The organism is Cellulosimicrobium sp. NPDC030954 (assembly GCF_055571305.1).
Window position 1 is genome coordinate 483,464 of record NZ_JBVIFN010000002.1, and the last position, 23,062, is coordinate 506,525.

24 protein-coding genes are annotated in these 23,062 nt (G+C 73.0%); 14 read left to right on the forward strand and 10 right to left on the reverse strand.

All coding sequences use genetic code 11. The annotated features are described in order from the left end of the window. The first annotated feature begins 61 nt into the window (after positions 1-61). Complete coding sequence (locus ACZ402_RS07185) at positions 62-430, forward strand: DUF2200 domain-containing protein (RefSeq protein WP_375824870.1); 369 nt, start codon at positions 62-64, stop codon at positions 428-430. Positions 431-443: 13 nt separating this feature from the next. Here ACZ402_RS07185 and ACZ402_RS07190 read toward each other — a convergent pair whose 3' ends face one another. Both ACZ402_RS07190 and ACZ402_RS07195 read right to left on the reverse strand, forming a co-directional pair. After that, a complete protein-coding gene (locus ACZ402_RS07190; RefSeq protein WP_375824871.1) occupies positions 444-884 on the reverse strand; it encodes a VOC family protein in 441 nt (146 codons plus the stop codon). Between the two features lie 111 nt (positions 885-995). Next, positions 996-1,643 (reverse strand): dihydrofolate reductase family protein, encoded by a 648-nt coding sequence (locus ACZ402_RS07195; protein ID WP_375824872.1) that lies wholly within the window; start codon positions 1,641-1,643, stop codon positions 996-998. Positions 1,644-1,812: 169 nt separating this feature from the next. Here ACZ402_RS07195 and ACZ402_RS07200 point away from each other — a divergent pair, with 169 nt between their 5' ends. Beyond that, entirely contained in the window at positions 1,813-2,562 is a 750-nt protein-coding gene (locus tag ACZ402_RS07200; protein WP_375824873.1) for a hypothetical protein, read from the forward strand. A 54-nt stretch (positions 2,563-2,616) separates the two neighbouring features. On the opposite strand, the gene metH is transcribed toward ACZ402_RS07200, so the two are convergent. Continuing rightward, complete coding sequence (gene metH / locus ACZ402_RS07205) at positions 2,617-6,210, reverse strand: methionine synthase (protein WP_375824874.1); 3,594 nt, start codon at positions 6,208-6,210, stop codon at positions 2,617-2,619. 204 nt (positions 6,211-6,414) lie between these two features. On the opposite strand from metH, the gene ACZ402_RS07210 reads away from it, so the two are divergent. Continuing rightward, positions 6,415-7,548, forward strand: a complete 1,134-nt coding sequence (locus tag ACZ402_RS07210) for a GNAT family N-acetyltransferase (RefSeq protein WP_375824875.1) — start codon at positions 6,415-6,417, stop codon at positions 7,546-7,548. A gap of 54 nt (positions 7,549-7,602) precedes the next feature. Next, entirely contained in the window at positions 7,603-8,019 is a 417-nt protein-coding gene (locus tag ACZ402_RS07215) for an SRPBCC family protein (RefSeq protein ID WP_375824876.1), read from the forward strand. 6 nt (positions 8,020-8,025) lie between these two features. Here the strand turns inward: ACZ402_RS07215 and ypfJ are convergent, their stop codons facing one another. Beyond that, positions 8,026-8,928: a KPN_02809 family neutral zinc metallopeptidase gene (gene ypfJ, locus ACZ402_RS07220; protein ID WP_375824877.1), complete on the reverse strand. Its 903-nt coding sequence runs from the start codon at positions 8,926-8,928 to the stop codon at positions 8,026-8,028. Positions 8,929-9,187: 259 nt separating this feature from the next. Between ypfJ and ACZ402_RS07225 the strand changes: the two genes are divergently transcribed. Next, on the forward strand, positions 9,188-10,786 hold the full coding sequence (locus tag ACZ402_RS07225) for an ABC-F family ATP-binding cassette domain-containing protein (RefSeq protein ID WP_375824878.1): 1,599 nt from the start codon (positions 9,188-9,190) through the stop codon (positions 10,784-10,786). On the opposite strand, the gene ACZ402_RS07230 is transcribed toward ACZ402_RS07225, so the two are convergent. From ACZ402_RS07230 to ACZ402_RS07240, 3 genes are read right to left on the reverse strand one after another with little or no spacing between them, the layout of a single operon-like run. Continuing rightward, positions 10,759-11,766 (reverse strand): SURF1 family cytochrome oxidase biogenesis protein, encoded by a 1,008-nt coding sequence (locus tag ACZ402_RS07230; RefSeq protein ID WP_375824879.1) that lies wholly within the window; start codon positions 11,764-11,766, stop codon positions 10,759-10,761. The genes ACZ402_RS07225 and ACZ402_RS07230 overlap by 28 nt on opposite strands. Positions 11,767-11,801: 35 nt before the next feature. Next, complete coding sequence (locus tag ACZ402_RS07235; RefSeq protein ID WP_237842974.1) at positions 11,802-12,050, reverse strand: hypothetical protein; 249 nt, start codon at positions 12,048-12,050, stop codon at positions 11,802-11,804. Next, a complete protein-coding gene (locus tag ACZ402_RS07240; RefSeq protein ID WP_375824880.1) occupies positions 12,047-12,418 on the reverse strand; it encodes a DUF3099 domain-containing protein in 372 nt (123 codons plus the stop codon). The genes ACZ402_RS07235 and ACZ402_RS07240 overlap by 4 nt, the downstream gene beginning before the upstream one ends. Positions 12,419-12,628: 210 nt before the next feature. Between ACZ402_RS07240 and fabG the strand changes: the two genes are divergently transcribed. The 3 genes from fabG (at position 12,629) to ACZ402_RS07255 (ending at position 14,815) form a co-directional block, all read left to right on the forward strand. Continuing rightward, complete coding sequence (fabG, locus tag ACZ402_RS07245) at positions 12,629-13,354, forward strand: 3-oxoacyl-ACP reductase FabG (protein ID WP_047233142.1); 726 nt, start codon at positions 12,629-12,631, stop codon at positions 13,352-13,354. 142 nt (positions 13,355-13,496) lie between these two features. Beyond that, positions 13,497-14,264, forward strand: a complete 768-nt coding sequence (gene fabI / locus ACZ402_RS07250; protein ID WP_375824881.1) for an enoyl-ACP reductase FabI — start codon at positions 13,497-13,499, stop codon at positions 14,262-14,264. Positions 14,265-14,278: 14 nt separating this feature from the next. Further along, positions 14,279-14,815, forward strand: a complete 537-nt coding sequence (locus ACZ402_RS07255) for a SixA phosphatase family protein (RefSeq protein ID WP_375824882.1) — start codon at positions 14,279-14,281, stop codon at positions 14,813-14,815. A 75-nt stretch (positions 14,816-14,890) separates the two neighbouring features. Here ACZ402_RS07255 and serB read toward each other — a convergent pair whose 3' ends face one another. Both serB and glgC read right to left on the reverse strand, forming a co-directional pair. Beyond that, entirely contained in the window at positions 14,891-15,559 is a 669-nt protein-coding gene (gene serB, locus ACZ402_RS07260) for a phosphoserine phosphatase SerB (protein WP_375824957.1), read from the reverse strand. 116 nt (positions 15,560-15,675) lie between these two features. After that, the gene (gene glgC, locus ACZ402_RS07265) at positions 15,676-16,917 is read right to left on the reverse strand and encodes a glucose-1-phosphate adenylyltransferase (RefSeq protein ID WP_253049960.1); all 1,242 of its coding nucleotides are present in this window, start codon (positions 16,915-16,917) and stop codon (positions 15,676-15,678) included. Positions 16,918-17,047: 130 nt separating this feature from the next. Between glgC and glgA the strand changes: the two genes are divergently transcribed. From glgA to ACZ402_RS07285, 4 genes are all read left to right on the forward strand, one after another. Further along, positions 17,048-18,259, forward strand: a complete 1,212-nt coding sequence (glgA, locus tag ACZ402_RS07270; protein ID WP_375824883.1) for a glycogen synthase — start codon at positions 17,048-17,050, stop codon at positions 18,257-18,259. Beyond that, a complete protein-coding gene (locus ACZ402_RS07275) occupies positions 18,256-18,738 on the forward strand; it encodes an SRPBCC domain-containing protein (protein ID WP_375824884.1) in 483 nt (160 codons plus the stop codon). Before glgA ends, ACZ402_RS07275 begins: the two co-directional genes overlap by 4 nt. A 346-nt stretch (positions 18,739-19,084) precedes the next feature. Then, positions 19,085-19,663, forward strand: a complete 579-nt coding sequence (locus ACZ402_RS07280) for a DUF6318 family protein (protein WP_465272263.1) — start codon at positions 19,085-19,087, stop codon at positions 19,661-19,663. Positions 19,664-20,016: 353 nt separating this feature from the next. After that, positions 20,017-20,571: a hypothetical protein gene (locus ACZ402_RS07285; RefSeq protein ID WP_375824886.1), complete on the forward strand. Its 555-nt coding sequence runs from the start codon at positions 20,017-20,019 to the stop codon at positions 20,569-20,571. 259 nt (positions 20,572-20,830) lie between these two features. Here ACZ402_RS07285 and ACZ402_RS07290 read toward each other — a convergent pair whose 3' ends face one another. After that, the gene (locus tag ACZ402_RS07290; RefSeq protein ID WP_375824887.1) at positions 20,831-21,667 is read right to left on the reverse strand and encodes a hypothetical protein; all 837 of its coding nucleotides are present in this window, start codon (positions 21,665-21,667) and stop codon (positions 20,831-20,833) included. A gap of 27 nt (positions 21,668-21,694) precedes the next feature. Between ACZ402_RS07290 and ACZ402_RS07295 the strand changes: the two genes are divergently transcribed. Both ACZ402_RS07295 and ACZ402_RS07300 read left to right on the forward strand, forming a co-directional pair. Next, a complete protein-coding gene (locus ACZ402_RS07295; protein WP_375824888.1) occupies positions 21,695-22,483 on the forward strand; it encodes an ABC transporter ATP-binding protein in 789 nt (262 codons plus the stop codon). A gap of 79 nt (positions 22,484-22,562) precedes the next feature. Further along, the gene (locus tag ACZ402_RS07300; RefSeq protein WP_375824889.1) at positions 22,563-23,033 is read left to right on the forward strand and encodes an NfeD family protein; all 471 of its coding nucleotides are present in this window, start codon (positions 22,563-22,565) and stop codon (positions 23,031-23,033) included. The last annotated feature ends 29 nt before the right edge of the window (positions 23,034-23,062 follow it).

Sequence of the window (23,062 nt, forward strand, 5' to 3'; positions counted from 1 at the left end):
GCCGGACAGCCGCATGTGCCGAACCGGCGACCGGCTCGTTCGCGGCAGGAGGAGGACACCCATGGCGGGACACCGGATCTTCGGGACGAGCTTCGCGAGCATCTACCCGCTCTACGTGACCAAGGTGGAGCGCAAGGGGCGCTCGACGGACGAGCTCGACCAGGTCGTCCGCTGGCTCACCGGCTACGACGACGCCGGCCTGGCGCAGGCGATCGCGGACGAGATCACGCTCGAGGAGTTCTTCGACCGGGCACCGGCGATGAACCCGAACGCCTCGCTCATCACCGGGGTGATCTGCGGCGTCCGGGTCGAGGACATCGACGACCCGCTCATGCAGAAGATCCGCTACCTCGACAAGCTCGTCGACGAGGTCGCGCGCGGCAAGAAGATGACGTCGATCCTGCGCGGCGAGCCGGCGGCCGCCTCGTAGCGCCGGCGAGGTCTCAGCCGAGCTGCTCCGCGATCCCCACGATGACGCCGCCGGGTCCGCGGAGGTAGCAGAGCCGGTAGACGCCCTCGTACTCGACGATCTCCCCCATCACCACGCCGCCGTGGGGCCCGAGGCGCCGCACCGTGTCGTCGATGTCGTCGACGGCGAACATCACCCGGTGCAGGCCCAGCACGTTCGGCGGGGCCGTGCTCAGGGCGAGGTCGAGCGGCGCTGGCGCGTGGTACCGGGTGAGCTCGAGGCGCCCGTGCCCGTCGGGGACGCGCATCATCGCGATCTCCGACCGCAGGCCGTCGAGCCCGACGACGCGCTCGGCCCACCGGCCTTCGATCGTCATCCGGTTCTCGAGCTCCATCCCGAGCTCGGCGAAGAACGCGACGGCCGCGTCGAGGTCGTCGACGACGACCGCCACGTTGTCGAGTCGCTGGATCGTCATGGGCACGTCTCCTGAGGTCGGTTTCCTGGGGTGCGGACTCGTGGGTCCGGGGTGCATGGGCTCCGAGCCGCCGGGCGCCGACGGGCTCTCGTGCCCGATGGCGCTCCTGGATCAGGCGTCCTGCCCGACGCCGCGTCCCGGCTCGCTCATGTCACCCGTCCCTGGGGTGCCGGCGGCGAGGCCGTAGCGCAGCAGGACGGTCCCGTGGGGGCTGGGTGCCGGTGGTTCGAGGAGGGTGAGGTTCGTGGGGACGGCGCCGCCGTCGAACACCGACTTGCCCGTGCCGAGCACGATGGGGTGCACCCACAGGTCGAGCCGGTCGAAAAGCCTCTCGTGCAGCAGCGTCTGCACCAGGTCGAGGCTGCCGACGACCTTGACGTGCTCGTGCCGGTCGCGCACCTCGCGCACCGCGGCAGGCAGGTCCGGGCCGAGCAACGTCGACCCGTCCCACGGCAGGTCAGGCGTGCCGTGCGACGCGACGTACTTGGGGACGCGGTTGAACAGTGCCGCGAAGTCGTCGTCCTGCCCGCCCTCCTGGAACGGCCAGTACGACGCGAAGATGTCGTACGTGCGCCGTCCGAGCAGCAGCGCGTCCGTGCCCTCGTACGCCGCGGCGATCTGCGCGCCCGCGACGTCGTCGATCAGCGGCGCCTGCCAGCCGCCGAACGCGAACCCGCCCTCCGGGTCCTCCTCCGGCCCGCCGGGCGCCTGCCCGACGAGGTCGAGAGTCGTGAACAGCTCGATCTCGATCGATCCCATGGCCCGCTCCGGTGTGCTCGTCGTCTGGGTCGAGGGGTAGACCGGTGGCCGTCGAAGAACTCATCGCGCTCGCCCGGTCGATCATCTCCAAACCTGTGGACAACCCGTGCTCACGCCGCCGTGCCGTCTAGCGTTCGAGCCAGGAGCACACACGGCCTGGAGGATCAACTTGCACACCCTGCACGAGCACACGACCACGACCGATGTCGCGCGGCACCGTTCCGGCGAGCCGGCTGCGCCCGGCCGGACGACATCCGTCGGCCACGGGATCGCGGGCCTCGCCCTCGTCGGCCTGCTCCTTGCGCTGAGCGGCTGCGCCTTCCCCCACGACATCGCGACCCACGACGACTCGGGTGATGCGGTGCCGGCACAGAGCGAGGGTGCGCCGACGACCTCCGCACTTCCTACGGACCAGGACTTCTCGATCGTCTCGGGCCAGCCGATCGCGACGCCGTGCTGGTCCTACGAGGGCCCGCGGACGTTCGTGAACAACATCTCGTCCGACGACGAGAACCTGTGCCTGGGCGCACTCGAGCTCTGGGGAGAGGTCACCGATGGCGCAGTGGTGCCGACGGGAGTCGGAGCGGTCTACGGTCGGGTGAAGGTCGAACCAGTGCGCGTCTCGACGTCCGACGCGTGGGGAGTCGGGACCGACCTCGACCGCGCCGTCGACGCCCTCGCGGACTCGTACTTCGCGGAGAACGGCACGATCCTCAGTCTGCACGAACCGACCACCCTCGGCGGTGTCCCGGCGAACATCACGCGGGTCGAAGGCACCTTCGCGGAGACGCGGACGAAGGCCTTCATCACCGCGTTCGCACCAGAGCCGTTCACGCCGGGCGACGACGCGGTCCAGTTCTTCGTGATCGGGATCGCACCCCCTACGACAACGGCGACGAACTCATCGAGCAGGTCGTGAGTACCTGGAGGTGGGCCTGACCTCCTGCCCGTGAGCTCCAGAACCCTGAGGCTGTCAGACGCTGAAGTACTTCGCCTCGGGGTGGTGGAACACGAACGCGTCGGTCGACTGCTCCGGGTGGAGCTGGAGCTCCGCCGAGAGCTCGACCCCCACGCGCTCGGGGCGCAGGAGCTCGACGACCTTGGTGCGGTCCTCCATGTCCGGGCAGGCGGGGTAGCCGAGGGAGAAGCGGGCGCCGCGGTACTCGAGCTTGAACATGCCCTCGACCTCGGTGGGGTCCTCGTCGGCGAACCCGAGCTCGTCGCGGACGCGGGTGTGCCACATCTCCGCCAGGGCCTCGGTCAGCTGCACGGACAGGCCGTGGAGCTCCATGTACTCGCGGTACTGGTTCGCGGCGAAGAGCTTCGCGGTGTAGGGCTCGACGGTCGCACCCATCGTGACGAGCTGGACGGGCAGCACGTCGTACCGGCCGGTCTCCTCGACCCACGACCGCGGCTTGACGAAGTCGGCGAGGCACAGGTGCCGGTCGCGGCGCTGGCGCGGGAACGTGAAGCGCAGCCGCTCGGTCCCCGGCTCGCCGCCCGACCCGCCGTCGGGCGCACCGATCCCTGCGAGCCCGGCGCCGTGGTGCGCGACGACGACGTCGTCGCCCTCCGACCAGACCGGGAAGTACCCGTACACGACCGACGGGTTCACGACGCCGTCGGTGCGGATGCGCTCGTACCAGGACTTGAGCCGGGGGCGGCCCTCGGTCTCGACGAGCTCCTCGTACGACGCGCCCTCGTCGCCGCGCCCCGGCTTCAGGCCCCACTGGCCCATGAACGTCGCGCGCTCGTCGAGGAACGCCGCGTACTCGGCGAGCTGCACGCCCTTGACGAGGCGCGTGCCCCAGAACGGGGGAGCGGGCACCGGGTTGTCGGCCGCGACGTCGGACCGCGCGGGCAGGTCCTCGACGGGCGTCTCGGTCACGGTGACCACGGCGTGGCGGCGCGTCTTGAGCGCGGGCAGCCCGACGGCGTCGGGCGACTCGCCGCGCGCCACGCGGACGAGCGGCTCCATGAGGCGCAGGCCCTCGAACGCGTCGCGCGCGTACCGGACGACGCCGGGGAACTGGCCCGCGAGGTCGTCCTCGACGTAGGTGCGCGTGAGCGCGGCGCCGCCGAGGAGCACGGGCCAGCGCCCGGCGAGCCCGCGCGACGCGAGCTCCTCGAGGTTCTCCTTCATGACGACCGTCGACTTCACGAGGAGGCCGGACATGCCGATCACGTCGGCGTCGTGCTGCTCCGCGGCCTCGATCATGGCCGAGATCGGCTGCTTGATGCCGATGTTGACGACGGTGTAGCCGTTGTTCGTGAGGATGATGTCGACGAGGTTCTTGCCGATGTCGTGCACGTCGCCGCGCACGGTCGCGAGGACGATCGTGCCCTTGGACCCGGTCGAGCCCTCGATCTTCTCCATGTGCGGCTCGAGGTAGGCGACGGCCGTCTTCATGACCTCGGCGGACTGGAGCACGAACGGGAGCTGCATCTCGCCGCGCCCGAAGAGGTCGCCCACGACCTTCATGCCCTCGAGCAGGTGGTCGTTGACGATGTCGAGGGCCTTGAGCCCGGACGCCATCGCGGTGTCGAGGTCCTCCTCGAGGCCCTTCCGTGCGCCGTCGACGATCCGGCGCTCGAGCCGCTCGCCGACCGGCAGCGCGGCGAGCTCCGCGGCGCGCTGGTCCTTGAGCGCCGCCGAGTCCACGCCCTCGAACAGCTCCAGGAGCCGAGCGAGCGGGTCGTGCACGAGGTTCCCCTCGTCGTCGTACCGCCGCCGGTCCCACACGAGGTCGAGCGCGGCCTCGCGCTGCTCGGCGGGGATCTGCGCGAGGGGGAGGATCTTCGCGGCGTGCACGATCGCGGAGTCCAGGCCGGCCTCGACGGCCTCGTGGAGGAACACGGAGTTGAGCACGGTGCGCGCCGCGGGGTTGAGCCCGAACGACACGTTCGACACCCCGAGCGTCGTGTGGATGCCGGGGTAGCGGCGCGTGATCTCGCGGATCGCCTCGATCGTCTCGATCGCGTCGCGGCGCGTCTCCTCCTGGCCCGTGGCGATGGGGAACGTCAGGGCGTCGACGATGATGTCGTCCACGCGCATGCCCCAGTCGCGCGTGAGCGTCTCGACGAGCCGGGTCGCGATCTCCACCTTTCCCGACGCGGTGCGCGCCTGGCCCTCCTCGTCGATCGTCAGCGCGACGACGGCCGCGCCGTGCTCGACGACGTGCGGCATGATCCGCGCGAACCGCGACGTCGGGCCGTCGCCGTCCTCGAAGTTCACCGAGTTCACGACGGCGCGCCCGCCGACGAGCTCGAGCCCCGCCGCGATCACCTCGGGCTCGGTCGAGTCGATGACGAGCGGGAGCGTCGACGCGCTCGCGAGGCGCGAGACGACCTGCTTCACGTCCGCGACGCCGTCGCGGCCCACGTAGTCGATGCACACGTCGAGCAGGTGCGCGCCGTCGCGCGTCTGCGCCCGCGCGATCTCGACGCACTCGTCCCAGTTCTCCGCGAGCATCGCCTCGCGGAACGCCTTCGACCCGTTGGCGTTCGTCCGCTCGCCGATCGCGAGGAACGACGCGTCCTGGTGCAGGTCCGTGTGCGAGTACAGGCTCGCGACGCCGTTCTCCCGCTCCGGGTGCCGCTCGACGACGGGCCGCGCACGCACCGCCTCGACGACGCGGCGCAGGTGCTCGGGCGTGGTGCCGCAGCAGCCTCCGACGAGCCCCAGGCCGAACTCGGTGACGAACTGCGTGTGCGCGGCTGCGAGCTCGTCGGGCGTGAGCGGGTACGTCGCGCCGTTCGGGCCCAGCACGGGCAGCCCGGCGTTCGGCATGCACGTCACGGGGATCTCGGCGTGCCGCGACAGGTGGCGCAGGTGCTCGCTCATCTCCGCCGGGCCGGTCGCGCAGTTGAGCCCGATCGCGTCGACGTCGAGCGCCTGGAGCGTCGTGAGCGCGGCCCCGATCTCCGAGCCCATGAGCATCGTGCCCGTGGTCTCGACCGTGACCTGGACGATGACGGGGACCTCGCGCCCGACGTCGCGCATCGCGTTCCGGGAGCCCGTCACGGCGGCCTTCGCCTGGAGCAGGTCCTGGCTCGTCTCGACCAGGATCGCGTCGACCCCGCCCTCCAGCAGCCCCGCGGCCTGCTCGGCGAACGTGTCGCGCAGGTGCGCGTACGTCGTGTGCCCGAGGCTCGGCAGCTTGGTCCCCGGCCCCATCGAGCCCAGCACCCAGCGCGGCTGCTCGTCGGTCGCGAACGCGTCGGCCCGTTCGCGCGCGATCCTCGCCCCGGCCGCGGCGAGCTCGCGGATCCGGTCGTCGATGTCGTAGTCCGACAGGTTCGACCAGTTGGCGCCGAACGTGTTCGTCTCGATCGCGTCGACGCCGACCTCGAGGTAGGCGTCGTGCACCGCGGCGATGATGTCGGGCCGCGAGACGTTGAGGATCTCGTTGCAGCCCTCGAGCCCTTGGTAGTCCTCGAGCGTCGGGTCCTGCTCCTGGATCATCGTTCCCATCGCGCCGTCGGCGACGACGACGCGCGTGCGCAGCGCGTCGGCAAGGGCCCGGGAACGGGCGTCGGCGAGGTCCTGGGGTACGACGATCGGCATGCTACGCAGCGTAGATCGCGCCCGCCCGGTCGTGGGGAGCCGTCTCAGCGGACCGCCGTGCTCGGCGAGGGATGCACTCCCGATCGAGAGTCGCACCTCGACGTGCGTCCTTCGCGCGGCGGTGCATCCCTCACCGGGTGACCGGGTGACGGGGAACACGAAAAGCGCGTGCCCGACGGCGCGGACGCACCTACCGTGGTCGGCATGTCCTCTCCCGCGACCGACCAGGTCGAGAACCCGGCCCCCGCGACGCTCGCTCCGATCGCGGAGCGCGCCGCCGCGCCGTCGACCCTCCCGGCCGTCACGGCGGGCGACCTGACCTGGCGGCATGCCGTGCCGGCCGACGCGCCCGCGCTGCTCGTCCTGCGCAACGGCATCGCCGCGGCGGACCAGGAGCCGTACCGCGAGACGATCGGCGAGGTCGAGGAGCTGTTCACCGCGCCGTGGCGCGACCTCGCGACCGACTCGCTCGTCGGGGTCGACGCCGACGGCACGCTGCGCGCGTACGCGCTGGTCGACACCAACCCGGGGGACGCGAACACCGTGCGCGCGTTCCTCTGGGGCGGCGTCCATCCCACCCATCGCGGGCGCGGGGTCGGGCGCGAGCTGTTCGCGTGGGAGATCGCGCGCGGGCGCCAGCTGCTCGCAGCGAGCGGCAAGGAGCTGCCCGGGCGCCTGCTCACCTACGGCGAGGACACCGACCCGCCGGCGAAGGCGCGGCTCTACGCGCGCTTCGGGCTCGAGACCCGCCGCTTCTACTCCGACCTGCGCCGCGACCTGTCCGCGCCCCTCCCCGACGTGCCGCTCGACGGGTCGCTGCGCCTCGTGCCGTGGTCGGACGAGCTCGACGAGGCGACCAGGCTCGCGCACAACGACGCGTTCCGCGACCACTGGGGGAGCGAGCCCCGCACCGCCGAGGCGTGGACGCACGGGCGCAGCGAGTTCGCGCCCCAGTGGTCCTTCCTCGTGGTCGACGATGCGCCCGACGTCGACGCGCTCCTCGCCGACCCGACGACGGACGCCGAGACCGCCGCGGCCCTGCGCGCCGGCGAGCCGCTCGTCGTCGGCTACGAGATGGCCGGCCGCTACGACGAGGACTTCCCCGTGCGCGGCTACACGTTCGGCTACACCGAGATCCTCGGCGTGCGCAGCGCGTACCGGGGGCGTCGCGTCGCCGTCGCGGCGCTCGCGGCCGGGATGCGCGCCTTCGCCGCGGACGGCATGCAGTACGCCGCGCTCGACGTCGACACCGAGAACCCGTCCGGCGCGCACGGCCTCTACGCGAGCCTGGGCTACGAGAAGGTGACAGGCTCGCGCATGTACTCGATCGAGCTCTAGCGAGCCCCGGCCGGGCTCCGGGACCGGCGTGCGACGCCGGAGGAGGTGGCGACGATGCCCGAGGTGGCCGTGGAGACGCTCGTGCCGCTCGGCCCGGACGGGGCGTGGGAGGCCTGGACGCGGCCCGACCGGCTCGCGACCTGGTGGTGGCCCATGTTCCCGGACACGGTCTACGACCTCGACCCCCGCCCCGGCGGCAGCTACCGCTTCGAGACGGCGACCGGCGGGTTCGGCGCTCGCGGTGACGTCGTCGCGGCCGACCGCCCGGACCGCCTCGTGCTCACCTGGACGTGGCTCGACCACGGCGCCGACGACGGCGGTCCCGACCCCGTCACCGTGACGTTCGAGCCGTCGGGCACGAGGACGCTCGTGCGCGTCGTCCACGAGACGGCAGAGGAGAACCGGGACCCCTACGCCGAGGGCTGGCGCGACTGCCTCGCACGGCTGGGGACGCTGGTCGACGGATCCTGACCGAGGTCAGAGGGTCGACGCGGACAGCGCGTTGCAGTCCTGGAGCGTGCCGCCGTTGTAGCCGATGGTGAACCAGCGCTGGCGCTGCTCGCTCGACCCGTGGGTCCAGCCCTCGGGATTCACCTGGCCGGTCGCGGCCTCCTGGATGCGGTCGTCGCCGACGGCGGACGCAGCCGACAGGGCGTCGTTCAGCTCCTGCTCGGTGATGGGGGCGAGGAACATGACGTCGGTGTCCGGGTCGGGGGTGCTGGCGGCGTGGCCGGCCCACATGCCGGCGAGGCAGTCGGCCATGAGCTCGATGCGCACGGAGTCGGACTCGGGGCCGGTGCCCTGCCGGTTCGCCGCGTCCATCGCGCCGACGAGCTGCTCGATGTGGTGGCCGAACTCGTGCGCGACGACGTACATCTCCGCGAGGCCGCCGTCGTTGGCGCCGAACCGGCTCGTGAGGTCGTCGTAGAAGCCGAGGTCGATGTAGACGGTCTGGTCGGGCGGGCAGTAGAACGGCCCGACGGCGCTCGTCGCCGCGCCGCAGCCGGTCGAGACCTGCCCGGTGAAGCTCACGACCTCGGGCAGGTCGTACGTGACGCCCGCCTGCTCGGGGAGCGCGTCGGTCCAGTACGCGTCGAGCGACTGCACGGTGCCGTTGAGGCGGCACTCGCGCGTCGTGTTCGCCTCCTCGGCCGTGCACGCGTCGATGTACTCCTGCTGGCCCTCGCCGTACGCGCCCGAGTCGGACCCGTCGCCGCCCGTGAGCGCGCTGAGGTCGACACCGGTCTGGTTGCCGACGAACGCGATGAGCAGCGCGACGAGCACGGCCCCGATCCCGCCGCCCGCGATCATCGTGCCGCGCCGACCGCCGCCCTTGCGGACCCGTCCGCCCTCGAACGAGCCACCCTCCTGGAAAGTCACAGGTCAACGCTACCGCCGGGCCGTGCGCCAGGCGTCCTGGTGCGGGTGCCCGGCCGGCGCGCGAGCACGATCCCGGTGCCGAGCACCGCTCTCGCACGGGCCCCTGGCGGAATGGGGTGGGACGCGACGCCGGGCCCCCGTAGAATCGACGAGGCCCGGACGCCGGGGCGCACGCGCCCCGGCCCCACGACGAGCCGCCGGCCGACCGGCCGGGAGAGGGCCGTCGTCGGGCACCCGCACCACCCGAGAGGACCCTCCCGTGATCACCGCTCACGGCGTCGAGCTGCGCGTCGGCGCCCGCGTCCTGCTGCACGAGGCGAACTTTCAGATCGCCTCGGGCGACCGGATCGGACTCGTCGGGCGCAACGGCGCCGGCAAGACGACCCTGACCAAGACGCTCGCGGGGGAGACCCAGCCGACGGCCGGGAAGATCACGCGCGGCAACGACATCGGCTATCTGCCGCAGGACCCGCGCACGGGAGACCTCGACGTCATCGCGATGGACCGCGTGCTCTCGGCCCGCAACCTCGACAAGATCGTGCGCCAGATGCGCGAGACCGAGGGCGCGATGGCGAGCGCCGATGTCGAGACGCACGAGGCCGCGATGGAGCGCTACCCGAAGCTCGAGGCGCGCTTCCTCGCCGCGGGCGGCTACGCGGCCGAGAGCGAGGCGCACCGCATCACGAGCAACCTCGGCCTCGACGACCGGGTGCTCGGGCAGCCGCTGAGCACGCTGTCCGGCGGTCAGCGCCGCCGCATCGAGCTCGCGCGCATCCTGTTCTCCGGGGTCGAGACGCTGCTCCTCGACGAGCCGACCAACCACCTCGACGCGGACTCGATCATCTGGCTGCGCGACTACCTCAAGTCGTACGGCGGCGGGTTCGTCGTGATCTCCCACGACGTCGAGCTGCTGCGCGCCACCGTGAACAAGGTCTTCCACCTCGACGCGAACCGCGGGGAGCTCGACCAGTACAACCTCGGGTGGGACGCGTACCTGGCGCAGCGCGAGTCCGACGAGCGCCGCCGCCGTCGCGAGCGGCAGAACGCCGAGAAGAAGGCGGGCGCGCTGCTCGCCCAGGGCGAGAAGATGCGCGCCAAGGCCACCAAGGCTGTGGCCGCGCAGCAGATGATGCGCCGCGCCGAGAAGATGCTCGCGGGCATCGAGGGCGAGCGTCAGACCGACAAGGTCGCCAAGCTGCGGTTCCCCAAGCCGGCCCCGTGCGGACGCACGCCGCTCACCGCGAGCGGGCTGTCCAAGGCGTACGGGTCGCAGGAGGTGTTCGCGGGCGTCGACCTCGCGATCGACCGCGGCAGCCGCGTCGTCGTGCTCGGCCTCAACGGCGCCGGCAAGACGACGCTCCTGCGGATCCTCGGCGGCGTCGAGAAGCCGGACACGGGCGAGGTCCACCCTGGGCACGGTCTGAAGATCGGCTACTACGCCCAGGAGCACGACACGCTCGACATGGACGCGACCGTCGTCGAGAACTTGCGCCACGCCGCGCCCGACCTCACCGACACGCAGGTGCGCTCCGTGCTCGGGTCGTTCCTGTTCTCCGGCGACGACGCGGACAAGCCGACGAACGTGCTGTCCGGCGGGGAGAAGACGCGCCTCGCGCTCGCGACGCTCGTCGTCTCGGCGGCGAACGTGCTGCTCCTCGACGAGCCGACGAACAACCTCGACCCGGCTTCGCGCGCCGAGATCCTCGGGGCGCTCAAGACGTACGAGGGCGCGGTCGTCATGGTCACGCACGACGACGGCGCGGTCGAGGCGCTCGAGCCCGAGCGCGTCCTGCTGCTGCCGGACGGCGACGAGGACCTGTGGAGCGACGACTACGCGGAGCTCGTCTCGCTGGCCTGAGCGGGCCGGTCCTGCGCGGTCTCGCGGCCCGCGCCGAGCTGGGCGTCGACGAGGGCGTCCTCCTCGTCCTCGGCGCTTGGCCGGCGGCTGCGCGGCTCGCGACGTGCGCGGGTGCCGGCGGGGTCCTGGGCGGCGAGCAGGTCGCCTGCCGTGAGCGTCGTCTCCTCGCCGCGCGCGTCGCGGCGGTCGCGGCGGACCAGGAGCCAGAACCCGGCGACCGCGCCGATCGCGAACACGCCCCACTGGAACGCGTACGACAGGTGCGACCCCGGGTCGGTGTCGGGCTTGGGCAGCGCCTCCAGCGCCTCGGCCGCGGGCGGCACCTCGGTGCGGAGCTGGCCGTACGCGCCGACGGTCCGGCCCTCGGCCCACGCGGTGCCGTCGGGCCCGGCGGCGAGCACCTGGTCGGTCGCGATCGCCTGGACCTGCCCGTCGGGAGCGTCCCGGCCCGACGGCGGCTCGTCGCCCCGCAGCGTGACGGTCGCCTCGACCTCGCCCTCCGGGGGCACGGGGACGTCACCCGGCGTGACGGCGTCGCTGCCGAGCGGCACGAACCCCCGGTCGACGACCACGACGAGCCCGTCGGGCGCGGACGGCGTGGGGTCCGTCACGAACGGGACGAGCACGTGGAACCCGGGGCTGCCGCCGACGGGGCGGTTGCGCAGGAGGACGGTCGCGTCGGTCTCGTAGCGGCCGACGAGCGTCACGGGGCGCCAGAGGTCGGCCTCGTCGAGCGTGGCGCCCGGACCGTCCAGGACGTCGTCGACCGGGACGGGCTCGGACGTGTAGTTCGTCTCGATGCGGTCGATCTCCGCCTCGCGCGAGACGTACCGGTTCCACTGCCAGCGCCCCGCCACGAGGCACAGCGCGACGAGGACGACGACCCCGACCGCGAGGGTCACCCACTGGCGCGGCGTGCGCGGCTGGTGGGCCTCCGCGGTGGCGCGCTCCGGCGTCGGGCCGCCGGGGTCGCCTCCCACCAGGCCCCCCGGTCTCCCCGGGGGCGTGGCCTGCGTCACGGGGCCGCCCGGCGCTCGAGCTCGTCGACCGGCACGGTCGAGCGCCAGAACGAGCGGGCACCGAGGAACGTCTCCAGGTGCTCGCGGTGCGCGTCGCACGCGAGCCAGACCTTGCGCCGCTCGGGCGTGTGGATCTTGGGATTGTTCCACAGCAGCCCCCACACGGCCGCCTCACGGCAGCCCTTGGCGCTGCACACCAGGTCCTCCTCGCCGACGGGGTCGGCGAGGCCCAGCACATCGGTCACCGGTCGTCCTCCTCGTGGTCCTGCTCGTCGTCGCGCGGTCCTGCGCCGGCGATCCCGTGGGATCCCGGCACCCCGGCCGCGGGCAGCGCGCGGTGCTCCATCGGCGAGGTGTCGTAGTGGGCCTGGTCGCGCCCGGCGTTGGCGATGAGCACCGCGCTGTACGGCAGGACGATCGCCGCGGCGGCGAACACCCAGGTCAGCCAGCTTGGCGCGACGAGGATCGCGGCCACGAAGCACGCGATGCGGATGCCCATCTGGATGAGGTACTTGCGCTCGCGGCGCGACTGGTCGGCGGCCAGCGGCTCCGGGGCTGACGTGATGCTCGGGACCGCCTCGGCCGACCTCCGGGCCGTGCGTCGTGTGCTCACCCCTCCAGTCTACGTTTGTCGGGACCCCACAAAGTGTGGGGGAGCGCTGTGACCGTGGCGCACCGCGCACGACGGCGTCGGCGCACGGTACGGTCGGTGCGGCGTGCTCGCGCGGGCCTGTCACGAGCCCGCGCCAGGCCCACCCGGCACCGGCCGTGCGGGACCCGTCCCCGGCCGCCGACCCACCCGACCGTCCCGAGGAGCCGCACCGTGTCCGAAGCCACCGCACCCGCCCCGCGCACCGTCGTCGTCACCGGCGCGAACCGGGGGATCGGCCGCGCGATCGCCGAGCGGTTCGTGGCGAACGGCGACCGGGTCGCGACCGTCTACCGCGGTGGCGACCTGCCCGAGGGCGTGTTCGGCGCCGTGGCGGACATCACCGACACCGCGGCCGTCGACGCCGCGTTCACCGAGATCGAGAAGGAGCTCGGGCCGGTCGAGGTGCTCGTCGCGAACGCGGGCGTCACGCACGACCAGCTCCTGCTGCGCATGACCGACGAGGACTTCGAGTCCGTGATCGACGTCAACCTCACCGGCACGTTCCGCTGCGTGCGGCGCGTGAGCAAGGGCATGATCCGCCTGCGCCGTGGTCGCATCGTGCTCGTGTCGTCCGTGATCGGCCTCTACGGCGGCGCCGGTCAGGTCAACTACGCGTCGTCCAAGGCCGCGCTCGTCGGCATGGCGCGCTCCATCACGCGCGAGCTCGGGTCGCGCAACATCACGGCGAACGTCGTGGCGCCCGGCTTCATCGACACCGCGATGACGGCCGAGCTGCCCGAGGAGCGCCAGGCCGCCTACAAGGCCGCGATCCCCGCCGGGCGCTTCGCCCAGGCCGACGAGGTCGCCGGGGTCGTGCAGTTCCTCGCGTCCGACGACGCCGCGTACGTCTCCGGGGCGGTCATCCCCGTCGACGGCGGCCTCGGCATGGGTCACTGAGCGGACCCGCGACCGGGCCCGCACGTGGGCTCCTCATGGTGACGGTCACGCCCACGGGTCACCCGCGCGCCCGCACCCCCTCTCTTTCAGTACGCTCAGCCTCAGCGCGCCCGCACGGCGGGTGCACGACGGAAGGAAACCGATGGGTCTGCTCGACGGCAAGAAGCTCCTCATCACCGGAGTGCTCACCGACTCCTCGATCGCATTCCACGCGGCGCGCCTCGCGCAGGAGGAGGGGGCCGAGGTCGTGCTCTCCTCGTTCGGCCGCCAGATGAAGCTCACGCAGGCCTTCGCCAAGCGCCTGCCCGTCGAGGCGCCCGTCGTGCAGCTCGACGTGACGGACGACGACGACCTCGCCGGCCTCGCCGACGCGGTGCGCGAGCACACGGATCGGCTCGACGGCGTCGTGCACTCCATCGGCTTCGCCCCGCAGAGCGTCATGGGCGGCAACTTCCTCTCCGCGACGTGGGAGGACGTGGCCACCGCGCTCCAGGTCTCCACGTTCTCGTACAAGTCCCTCGCGGTCGCCGCGAAGCCGCTCATGACGGACGGTGGTGCCGTGGTCGGCCTCACGTTCGACGCGCAGTTCGCCTGGCCGGTCTACGACTGGATGGGCGTCGCGAAGGCGGGCCTCGAGTCCGCGAACCGCTACCTCGCGCGCGACCTCGGCCCCGACGGCATCCGCGCCAACCTCGTCTCCGCGGGCCCGATCCGCACGACGGCCGCCAAGTCGATCCCCGGGTTCGAGCAGATGGAGGACGGCTGGCCCAAGCGCGCCCCCCTCGGCTGGGACCAGACGACGGCGGAGCCCGCCGCGCGCGCGGTCGTCGCGCTCCTGTCCGACTGGTTCCCGGCGACGACCGGTGAGATCGTGCACGTCGACGGCGGCGTGCACGCCATGGGGCAGTGACTCAGGAGGAGAGCATGGGCGCGGAGACCATCGACGGCGGCGTGCGCCGCCTCGTCCTCCTGCGCCACGCCAAGGCGGAGCCCGGCGGCGGGAGCGTCGACGACGTGCTGCGTCCTCTCGCCCTCAACGGGCGGCGGCAGGCGGTCCGCGTCGGCGGCGCACTGCGCGAGACGGGGCTCGTCCCCGAGCGCGTCCTGTGCTCGTCGGCGCTGCGCACGCGCCAGACCTGGGATCTGCTCGCCGCCCACCTGGGCGACGTGGACCCGGAGGTCCTGGTGAGCGACGACCTCTACGCGGCGGACGTGACTGACGTGCTGGACCTCGTCCGGACGACGGACTCGCGCGTGCGCACGCTGCTCGTCGTCGGGCACGAGCCCACGATGGCGGCGACGGCGTCGCACCTGGCCGACCCCGCGTCCGACGGCGGCGCGCTCGCCCAGGTGCGCGTCGGTGTGCCGACCGCGACGTACTCCGTGCTGGAGTCGGCGACGGCCTGGGACGCCTGGGTGCCCCGCGGGGCCCTGCTCACCTACGTGGGCCGCCCGTCCTGACGGCCGCGTCCGGCTCGTGAGGCGAGAGAGCCCTGGTCCGTCCGGACCAGGGCTCTTCCACGTGCGGGACGCGGCTCAGCGCGCGGCGTCCACCTGGTCGACGACGTCGAGGACGGCGTCGATGCGGGGGCCGTCGACGCCGTAGGGGGCCTGGGCCCGCACGACCGGCTTCGCGGCGAACGCGACGCCGATGCCGGCGGCGCCGATCATGTCGAGGTCGTTCGCGCCGTCGCCCACGGCGATCGTCGCGGTCATCGGCAGGCCGAGCTCTGCCGCGAACTCGCGCAGCGCGACCTCCTTCGCGGCGCGGTCGATCACCGGGCCGGTCGTGCGGCCGGTGAGCCGGCCGCCGGAGACCTCGAGCCGGTTCGCGCGGAAGCGCGTGATCCCCAGCTCGGCGGCGAGGTCGGCCACGATCTCCTCGAAGCCGCCCGACACGAGCCCCACCTCCCAGCCGCGGCGGTGGGCCTCCGCGACGAGCTCCCGCACGCCCGGCGTGAACGTCGCGCGGGCGCGGACGTCGGCGAACGCCTCGACGGGCACCCCGGCGAGGGTCGCGACGCGCTCGCGCAGCGACGCCCCGAAGTCGATCTCGCCGCGCATCGCGCGCTCGGTCACCTCGGTGACCTCGGCGCGCGTGCCCGCGTGGTCGGCGAGGAGCTCGATGACCTCCTGCTCGATGAGCGTCGAGTCCACGTCCATGACGAGGAGCCGGACGGGGCCGCTCGTGGGGTCGGGGGTCACGCGGGGGCTCCTCGCGGTGTCGGTCTCGTCGGCGCCCGGGGCGGGCACCTCGGCGGGCGCGTCGACGGGCAGCGCGACGCGGACGGCGTCGGGCACGACGCCGGCGGGGGAGGGCGTCACTCGACGACCGTCCCCTTGGGGACGACGGTGATGCCGGACTCGGTGACCGTGAACCCGCGGGCGCGGTCCTGCTCCGGGTCCAGACCGATGCGCGCCTGCTCGCCCACGACGACGTTCTTGTCGATGATCGCGCGGTGGACCTGCGCGTGGCGGTGCACCTGCACCCCGTCCATGAGCACGGAGTCCGACACGGACGACCACGAGTGCAGGTAGGTGCCGGGGGAGAGGACCGAGCCGACCGCCGTCGCGCCCGAGATGATCACGCCGGGGGAGACGATCGAGTCCGCGGCGTGCCCGAGGCGCCCCCGGCCCGCGTGCACGAACTTCGCGGGCGGCAGGCCCGTGTAGCCCGTGTGCAGCGGCCACTCCTCGTTGTAGAGGTTGAAGACCGGGGTGACCGCGATGAGGTCCTTGTTGGCGTCGTAGTACGAGTCGATCGTCCCCACGTCGCGCCAGTAGTCGCGGTCGCGGTCCGTCGAGCCCGGGACGTCGTTGCGGATGAAGTCGTAGACCGCCGCGGTGCCCTTCTCGACGAACGCGGGCACGATGTCGCCGCCCATGTCGTGGCGCGAGTCCGCGTTCGCGGCGTCCGACGTCACGGCCTCGACGAGCGCGTCCGTGTCGATGACGTAGTTGCCCATCGACGCGAGCACCTCGTCGGGCGAGTCCGCGAGGCCGACCGGGTCCTTGGGCTTCTCGCGGAACGCCGCGATCTTGGTCGGGTCCTTCGGGTCGGTCTCGATGACGCCGAACTGGTCCGCCATCGAGATCGGCTGGCGGATGCCCGCGACGGTGAGCTGTGCGCCCGACTCGACGTGCGCGTCGACCATCTGGGAGAAGTCCATGCGGTACACGTGGTCCGCGCCGACCACGACGACGATGTCCGGCCGCTCGTCGTCGATGATGTTGAGGCACTGGTAGATCGCGTCCGCGCTGCCGAGGTACCAGTGCTTGCCGACGCGCTGCTGCGCGGGCACCGGCGCCACGTAGTTGCCCAGGAGCGACGACATGCGCCACGTCTTGGTGATGTGCCGGTCGAGGCTGTGGGACTTGTACTGCGTGAGCACGATGATGTGCAGGTAGTGCGAGTTCACCAGGTTGGACAGCGCGAAGTCCACGAGGCGGTAGATGCCCCCGAACGGCACCGCGGGCTTGGCCCGGGACGCGGTGAGCGGCATGAGGCGCTTGCCCTCGCCCCCGGCGAGGACGATGGCGAGGACTCGTGGTGCGGCGGCCATGCCCAGACGGTAGCCCCTCGGGGCGGCACCGCGCAGCAGGGACCCGCATCCTGGGCGCGGCGCGTCCGAGGCGTCCCGCACCGTCGGCCATCGCGGGACCGCGGCGGGCGACTCGGCTACGGTGTGGCGCGTGAGAGTGGATCTGCTGACCCGTGAGTACCCGCCGCACGTCTACGGCGGGGCCGGCGTGCACGTCGCCGAGCTGTCCGCGGTCCTGCGCCGCCACGTCGACGTGCGCGTGCGCTGCTTCGACGGCCCGCGCGGCGAGGACGGCGTGACCGGCTACTCCGTCCCGGGCGTGCTGTCTGGCGCGAACGCCGCGCTCGGCACGTTCGGCGTCGACCTGCAGATGGCCGACGACGTCGCGGGCGCCGACCTCGTGCACTCCCACACCTGGTACGCGAACCTCGGCGGCCACCTGGCGGGCCTGCTGCACGGCGTCCCGCACGTGCTCTCCGCGCACTCGCTCGAGCCGCTGCGCCCGTGGAAGGCCGAGCAGCTCGGCGGCGGGTACGCGCTGTCGTCCTGGGCCGAGCGCACCGCGTACGAGGGCGCGGCCGGGATCATCGCCGTCTCGGGCGGCATGCGCGACGACATCCTGCGCGTCTACCCGCAGGTCGACCCGGCGAAGGTCCACGTCGTGCACAACGGGATCGACCTCGCCGGCTGGCGGCGCCCGGAGTCCGAGACGCAGCGTGGTGGCGCCGACGGCGTCGTCCGCGGCCTCGGCATCGACCCCGACCGCCCGGCCGTCGTGTTCGTCGGCCGGATCACGCGGCAGAAGGGTCTGCCCTACCTGCTGCGCGCCGCGCGCTCGCTGCCCGACGACGTCCAGCTCGTCCTGTGCGCCGGCGCGCCCGACACCTCGGAGATCGCCGCCGAGGTGAGCGGCGCCGTCGCCGAGCTGCAGAAGGAGCGCAGCGGCGTCGTCTGGATCGAGCAGATGCTCCCGCGTGCCGAGCTCGTCGCGGTGCTCGCCGCGTCCACGGTGTTCGTGTGCCCGTCCGTGTACGAGCCGCTCGGCATCGTCAACCTCGAGGCCATGGCCGTCGGGCTGCCCGTCGTCGGGACCGCCACGGGCGGCATCCCCGAGGTCGTGGACGACGGCGTCACCGGCCTCCTCGTGCCCATCGACCAGGCGGACGACGGCACGGGCACCCCGCTCGACCCCGACCGGTTCGTCGCGGACCTCGCGGGCGCGCTCACGCAGGTCGTCAGCGACCCCGAGCGCGCCGCCGAGATGGGCCGCGCCTCGCGGCAGCGCGTCGAGGACCACTTCGCGTGGGACGCGATCGGGGAGCGCACCCTCGAGGTCTACCGGACGGTGCTGGGGCAGTCGTGACCAGCGCGGGAGCCGGCCGGGTCGACGAGGCGTCGCGCCTCGTCGCCGCCGCGCCCCGCGACGTCTACCAGGCCCTCGTCGACCAGGACGCGCTCGCCGCGTGGCTGCCCCCCGACGGCATGACGGGCCGCTTCGAGCGCTTCGACCTGCGCCCCGGAGGCGGCTACCGCATGGTCCTCGCCTACGACGACCCGCAGGCCGACCCCGGCAAGACCGGCGCGGGGACCGACGTCGTCGACGTCGCGATCGTCGACCTGGTCCCGGGCCGGAGGGTCGTGCAGCAGGTCGACTTCGAGTCCGACGACCCGGCGTTCGCCGGGACCATGACGATGACCTGGACCGTCGAGCCCGCCGGGGACGGCGCGCGCGTCACCGTCCGGGCGACGGGCGTGCCGTCGGGCATCTCCCCGGAGGACCACGCCACCGGGCTGGCGTCCTCCCTCGCGCACCTCGACGCGCACGTGACGTCGCGCACCTGACGGCGGGGTCGCGCGGGGCGTCGGGGAGCCGAGCAGCCGGCGAGCCGTGAGAAGTGGCCCTCCGGGTCGCCCTACGAGGGGCCACGTCTCGCTTCTCACCCCGCGACGGAGGTGACGTCGCCCGTGACCCGCCGGTCCGCCTCGCCCGCTCGCGCGGAGCGGGTCGACGCGCCCTCGTCGTCCACAGGGCGGGACGTGCGGTTCCGTCGGCCGGGCGGTTTCGCTAGGTTGCTGGACAGCCCGCACGCCTCGTCGAGGTGGCGTGCGGGGTGGTTCGCATCGATCTGCAGGGGGTCTCGTGCGTCGTTCTCGTGTGCTGTTCCGTGCCCGACGGCGGTCGCTCGTCGTGGGCGTCGTCGTCGCGGTCGGGTGGGTTGTCGCCGGGTGCACCGGTGGCAGCGGCCCCGGCCCCTCGCCGTCGGTCGACGAGCCGGTCGTGCCGTCGCCGTCGGAGTCGCCCGTGCCGTCGCCGACCGAGACCGGACCGGTGAAGCCGGAACGTCCCGCGGCGATGGACCGCGACGACGCCGAGGGTGCCGCCGCGGCGGCGAAGTACTTCGTGTCCCTGTACCCATACATCATGTCCACCGGCGATACAGCCGAGTGGGACGCGATGACCTGGACGGACACGTGCACCTTCTGCACAGCGAACTCAACGAAAGCGCAAGAGTTACGCTCGTCGGGATATCAGTACTCGGGCGGCGAGATCACCACCGAGGTCGCGAAGGTATGGCCGTTCGACGACCTCGTCGGAGCTTTTCCGATCGATGTCAGTTACGACCAACTGAAAGCTAGCCTGGCGGACGCTTCTGGGGTCACGGTCGCCGAGTACGAAGCACAGTCCGGAGTCTTCGAGCTCGGGCTTGTCTGGTCGGATGCTCACTGGTCGGTGATCGAAGTCGGTGGTACAGGAGAAGAGTCGTGAGCGGCGCGACGAGGCTTCTCCTGAGCGTTTGCCTCTCCGTGACGGGCTTCCTTGGCGATCGTGCGGCAGCGAACGGGACCCCGCCGCCTGACGTGGGCATCACGACGGAGGCAAGCGGTGATCGGATCACGACACGAGCCACCGACTCGAGCCCCAGTGACGGCGGTGACGCCACTTCAACGGCGTCGGGTGGTGGTCCGGCGTCGGAGGCGTACCGGCGCGGGCCGGCGTACCGGTGCTACGACGGCGACCACGCCACGACGCTGCCCGGGCTCGTACCTGCGTGCCCGGACGGGCAGAGCCCGGCCGGGTTCGACCCCGCCTGCACCGCGGACCAGGTCGCGTTGGAGCCGTTGTTCCGCCAGACCTGGACCAACACCCCGGACGGCACCCGGACCGCGGTCTCGGCCTGGGAGCTCGTCGCCGACGGTTCCTGCCTCGGCGCCGTCGACCTGGCCGCGGAGGCCGAGTCCGCGTTCCGCACCCTGACCATCTCCCCGTCCCCGGTGATCGTGCAGCCCCCGGACGGGTGGACCCTGGTCAACGTCCCCACCATCACCTACACCCAGCCCGGGGAGCAGGTCCTGGACACGACCCTGCTCGGCATCCCCGTGCAGATCCGCGCCACCCCGCGCACGTACGCGTGGGACTACGGCGACGGCACCGCCCCGGTCTCCACGACCGACCCGGGAGCGGCCTACCCGCACCACACCGTCGCGCACACCTACGACCAGCCCGCCGAGCAGGTCCAGATCACGCTCACCACGACCTGGTCCGGACAGTTCCGCATCACCGGCACCACCACCTGGACCGACGTCACCGGCACCGCCACCACCACCAGCACCGCCGACCCGCTACGCGTCTACGAAGCCCGATCACGCCTCGTCACCGACAACCTGCCCGACTGACACCCGCACGCCAGACGTGCGACCGGCGTCGGGCACCCCGCCCCCCACGGGCTGCTCACCGCCGGACGCGGGACGGCGTCGCGCACCGCACGCCGGCACTCCGACACCGTCGCGCACCGCACGCCGGCACTCCGACACCGTCGCGCCGATCCACACCTCGGCCCTCCGCGCAGCGGACCCCCCGCGAGATCGACCCGAACGGTCGAGATCGACCCTCAGAAGGCCGATCTCGCGACGTGCGGGTCGATCTCGCGGAGGGTCAGGAGGCGGCGATCCAGAGGGTGGCGGCGCCGAGGGCGTGGCGGGAGGCGCGGTCGACCTCGCGCAGGGCGGTGGAGCGCTGGTCGGCCTGCCAGAGGTTGACGGACCCGCCGTCGTCGGCGGTGGCGAGGTCGACGATGGCGCGGAGGCGGGCTGCCTGGGTGAGGACCTGGACGGCGCGCGGGGGGACGGACGCGGGGAGCTGCCAGGCGGGGACACCGCCCGCGCGGAGGTCTGCGAGGGCGCCGGCCGCGTCGTCGCGCCAGCGCGCGACGTCGAGCTCGTCGAGGGCGCGGGTCGCGAGGAGCAGCGCGGTGCGCAGGTCGCGCTCGGCCTCCGCGAGCGAGCCGAGCGCGCCGAGGACGCGCGTGCTCCACGGACCGACCGACGTCACGTGCCACGTCACGAGGTGGCCCGGCTCGAGGTCGCTGCCGAACTCGGTGACCTCCGGCACGAGCGCCCACGACCCGGACGACGTGGTGACCACGACGCACTCCCCGGCGTCGGTCGCGCGCGCGGCGGCCTCGGGCGGGACGCCCGCGACGTCGCCGGGGACCGGTGCCAGCGCGACGACCTCGCGCGCGTCGCCGGCCCACGCCCCGGCCAGGTCCTCCAGGCGGAGGTCGCCCAGCGCCCCCGACACGACGTGCGGCTCGTCGTCGCGCTGCACCGCGCGGAGCAGGCGGGCCAGCCCGTCGTCGTCGCCCAGGCGCGCCGCGCGCAGCCAGAGCGCGAGGAGCGCGCTGCGGGGGAGGGCGCCCGCGCTCGACGCAGAGCCGGGACCGGAGGCGGGGCCGGTCGCGTCGTGCGGGCCCTCGGACGAGTGTGAGACCACGTCGGCCAACCTATAGGGTCGGTGACCATGAGCGCGGTTCTCGACCTGAAGGGCGTCACGGTCCGCCGTGACACCAAGACCATCCTCGACGCGGTGGACTGGCAGGTGAACGAGGGCGAGCGGTGGGTCGTGCTGGGCCGCAACGGCGCCGGCAAGACGACGCTGCTGCAGATCGCGTCCGCACGCATGCACCCCACCGCGGGCACGGCGGACATCCTCGGCGAGCGGCTCGGCCGCGTCGACGTCTTCGAGCTGCGCCCGCGCATCGGCCTCGCGTCCGCGGCGCTGGCGGAGCGGATCCCGGGCGGCGAGACGGTGCGCGACGTCGTCCTGACGGCCGCGTACGGCGTCACCGGCCGCTGGCGCGAGGAGTACGAGGAGTTCGACGCGGAGCGCGCGAGCGACCTGCTCGCGGCGTTCGGCGTGGACCACCTGGCGGACCGCCTGTTCGGCACCCTCTCGGAGGGCGAGCGCAAGCGCACCCAGATCGCGCGGTCGCTCATGACCGACCCCGAGCTCCTGCTCCTCGACGAGCCGGCCGCCGGGCTCGACCTCGGCGGGCGCGAGGAGCTGGTCGGCGCGTTGTCCGAGCTCGCGGGCGACCCGGCGTCTCCCGTGCTCGTGCTCGTCACGCACCACGTCGAGGAGATCCCGCCGGGGTTCACGCACCTGCTGCTGCTCAAGGACGGCGTCGTGCACACGGCCGGCCCGGTCGAGGAGGTCCTCACGGCCGAGAACCTCAGCGACGCGTTCGGCCTGCCGCTCCTCGTCGCGCACGGTGGGGGACGCTGGATGGCGCGCGCCGCGCGGGTGTGACGCACCCGTCTCGCACCGGGTGCGCCAGGACGCGTGCACCGCGGGCGGAAATTCGGTAAAGTACACGTAAAGCGCGCACGTGGGAACGGGGGTCGAGATGGACTGGCTGTGGTGGGTCGGAGCGGCGCTTCTCCTCGCACTCGTGGAGATCATCTCGCTCGACCTCGTGCTCATCATGCTGGCCGGCGGCTCGCTCGCCGCGGCCGGCGTCAACGCCGCCGGCGGGCCCCTGTGGCTGCAGATCGTGGCATTCGCGGTCGTGAGCGCCATCCTGCTGCTCACCCTGCGGCCGTGGCTCCTGCGCCACCTGCGCTCGCGGGTGCCGCTCACGGAGACGAACGTCGCCGCCCACGTCGGCCGCACGGCGCTCGCCGTCGACCGCGTGAGCGAGTTCGGCGGCCGCGTGAAGCTCGTCGGCGAGGTCTGGACCGCGCGGACCGAGCCCGACGCCCCCCAGATCCCCGTGGGGACGGAGGTGCGCGTCGTCCGGATCGATGGCGCGACGGCCGTCGTCGCGCCGCTGCCCGCGCAGCACCCGACCGGGTCGTGACCGACCGGCACGACCCGCACCGCGCCGCC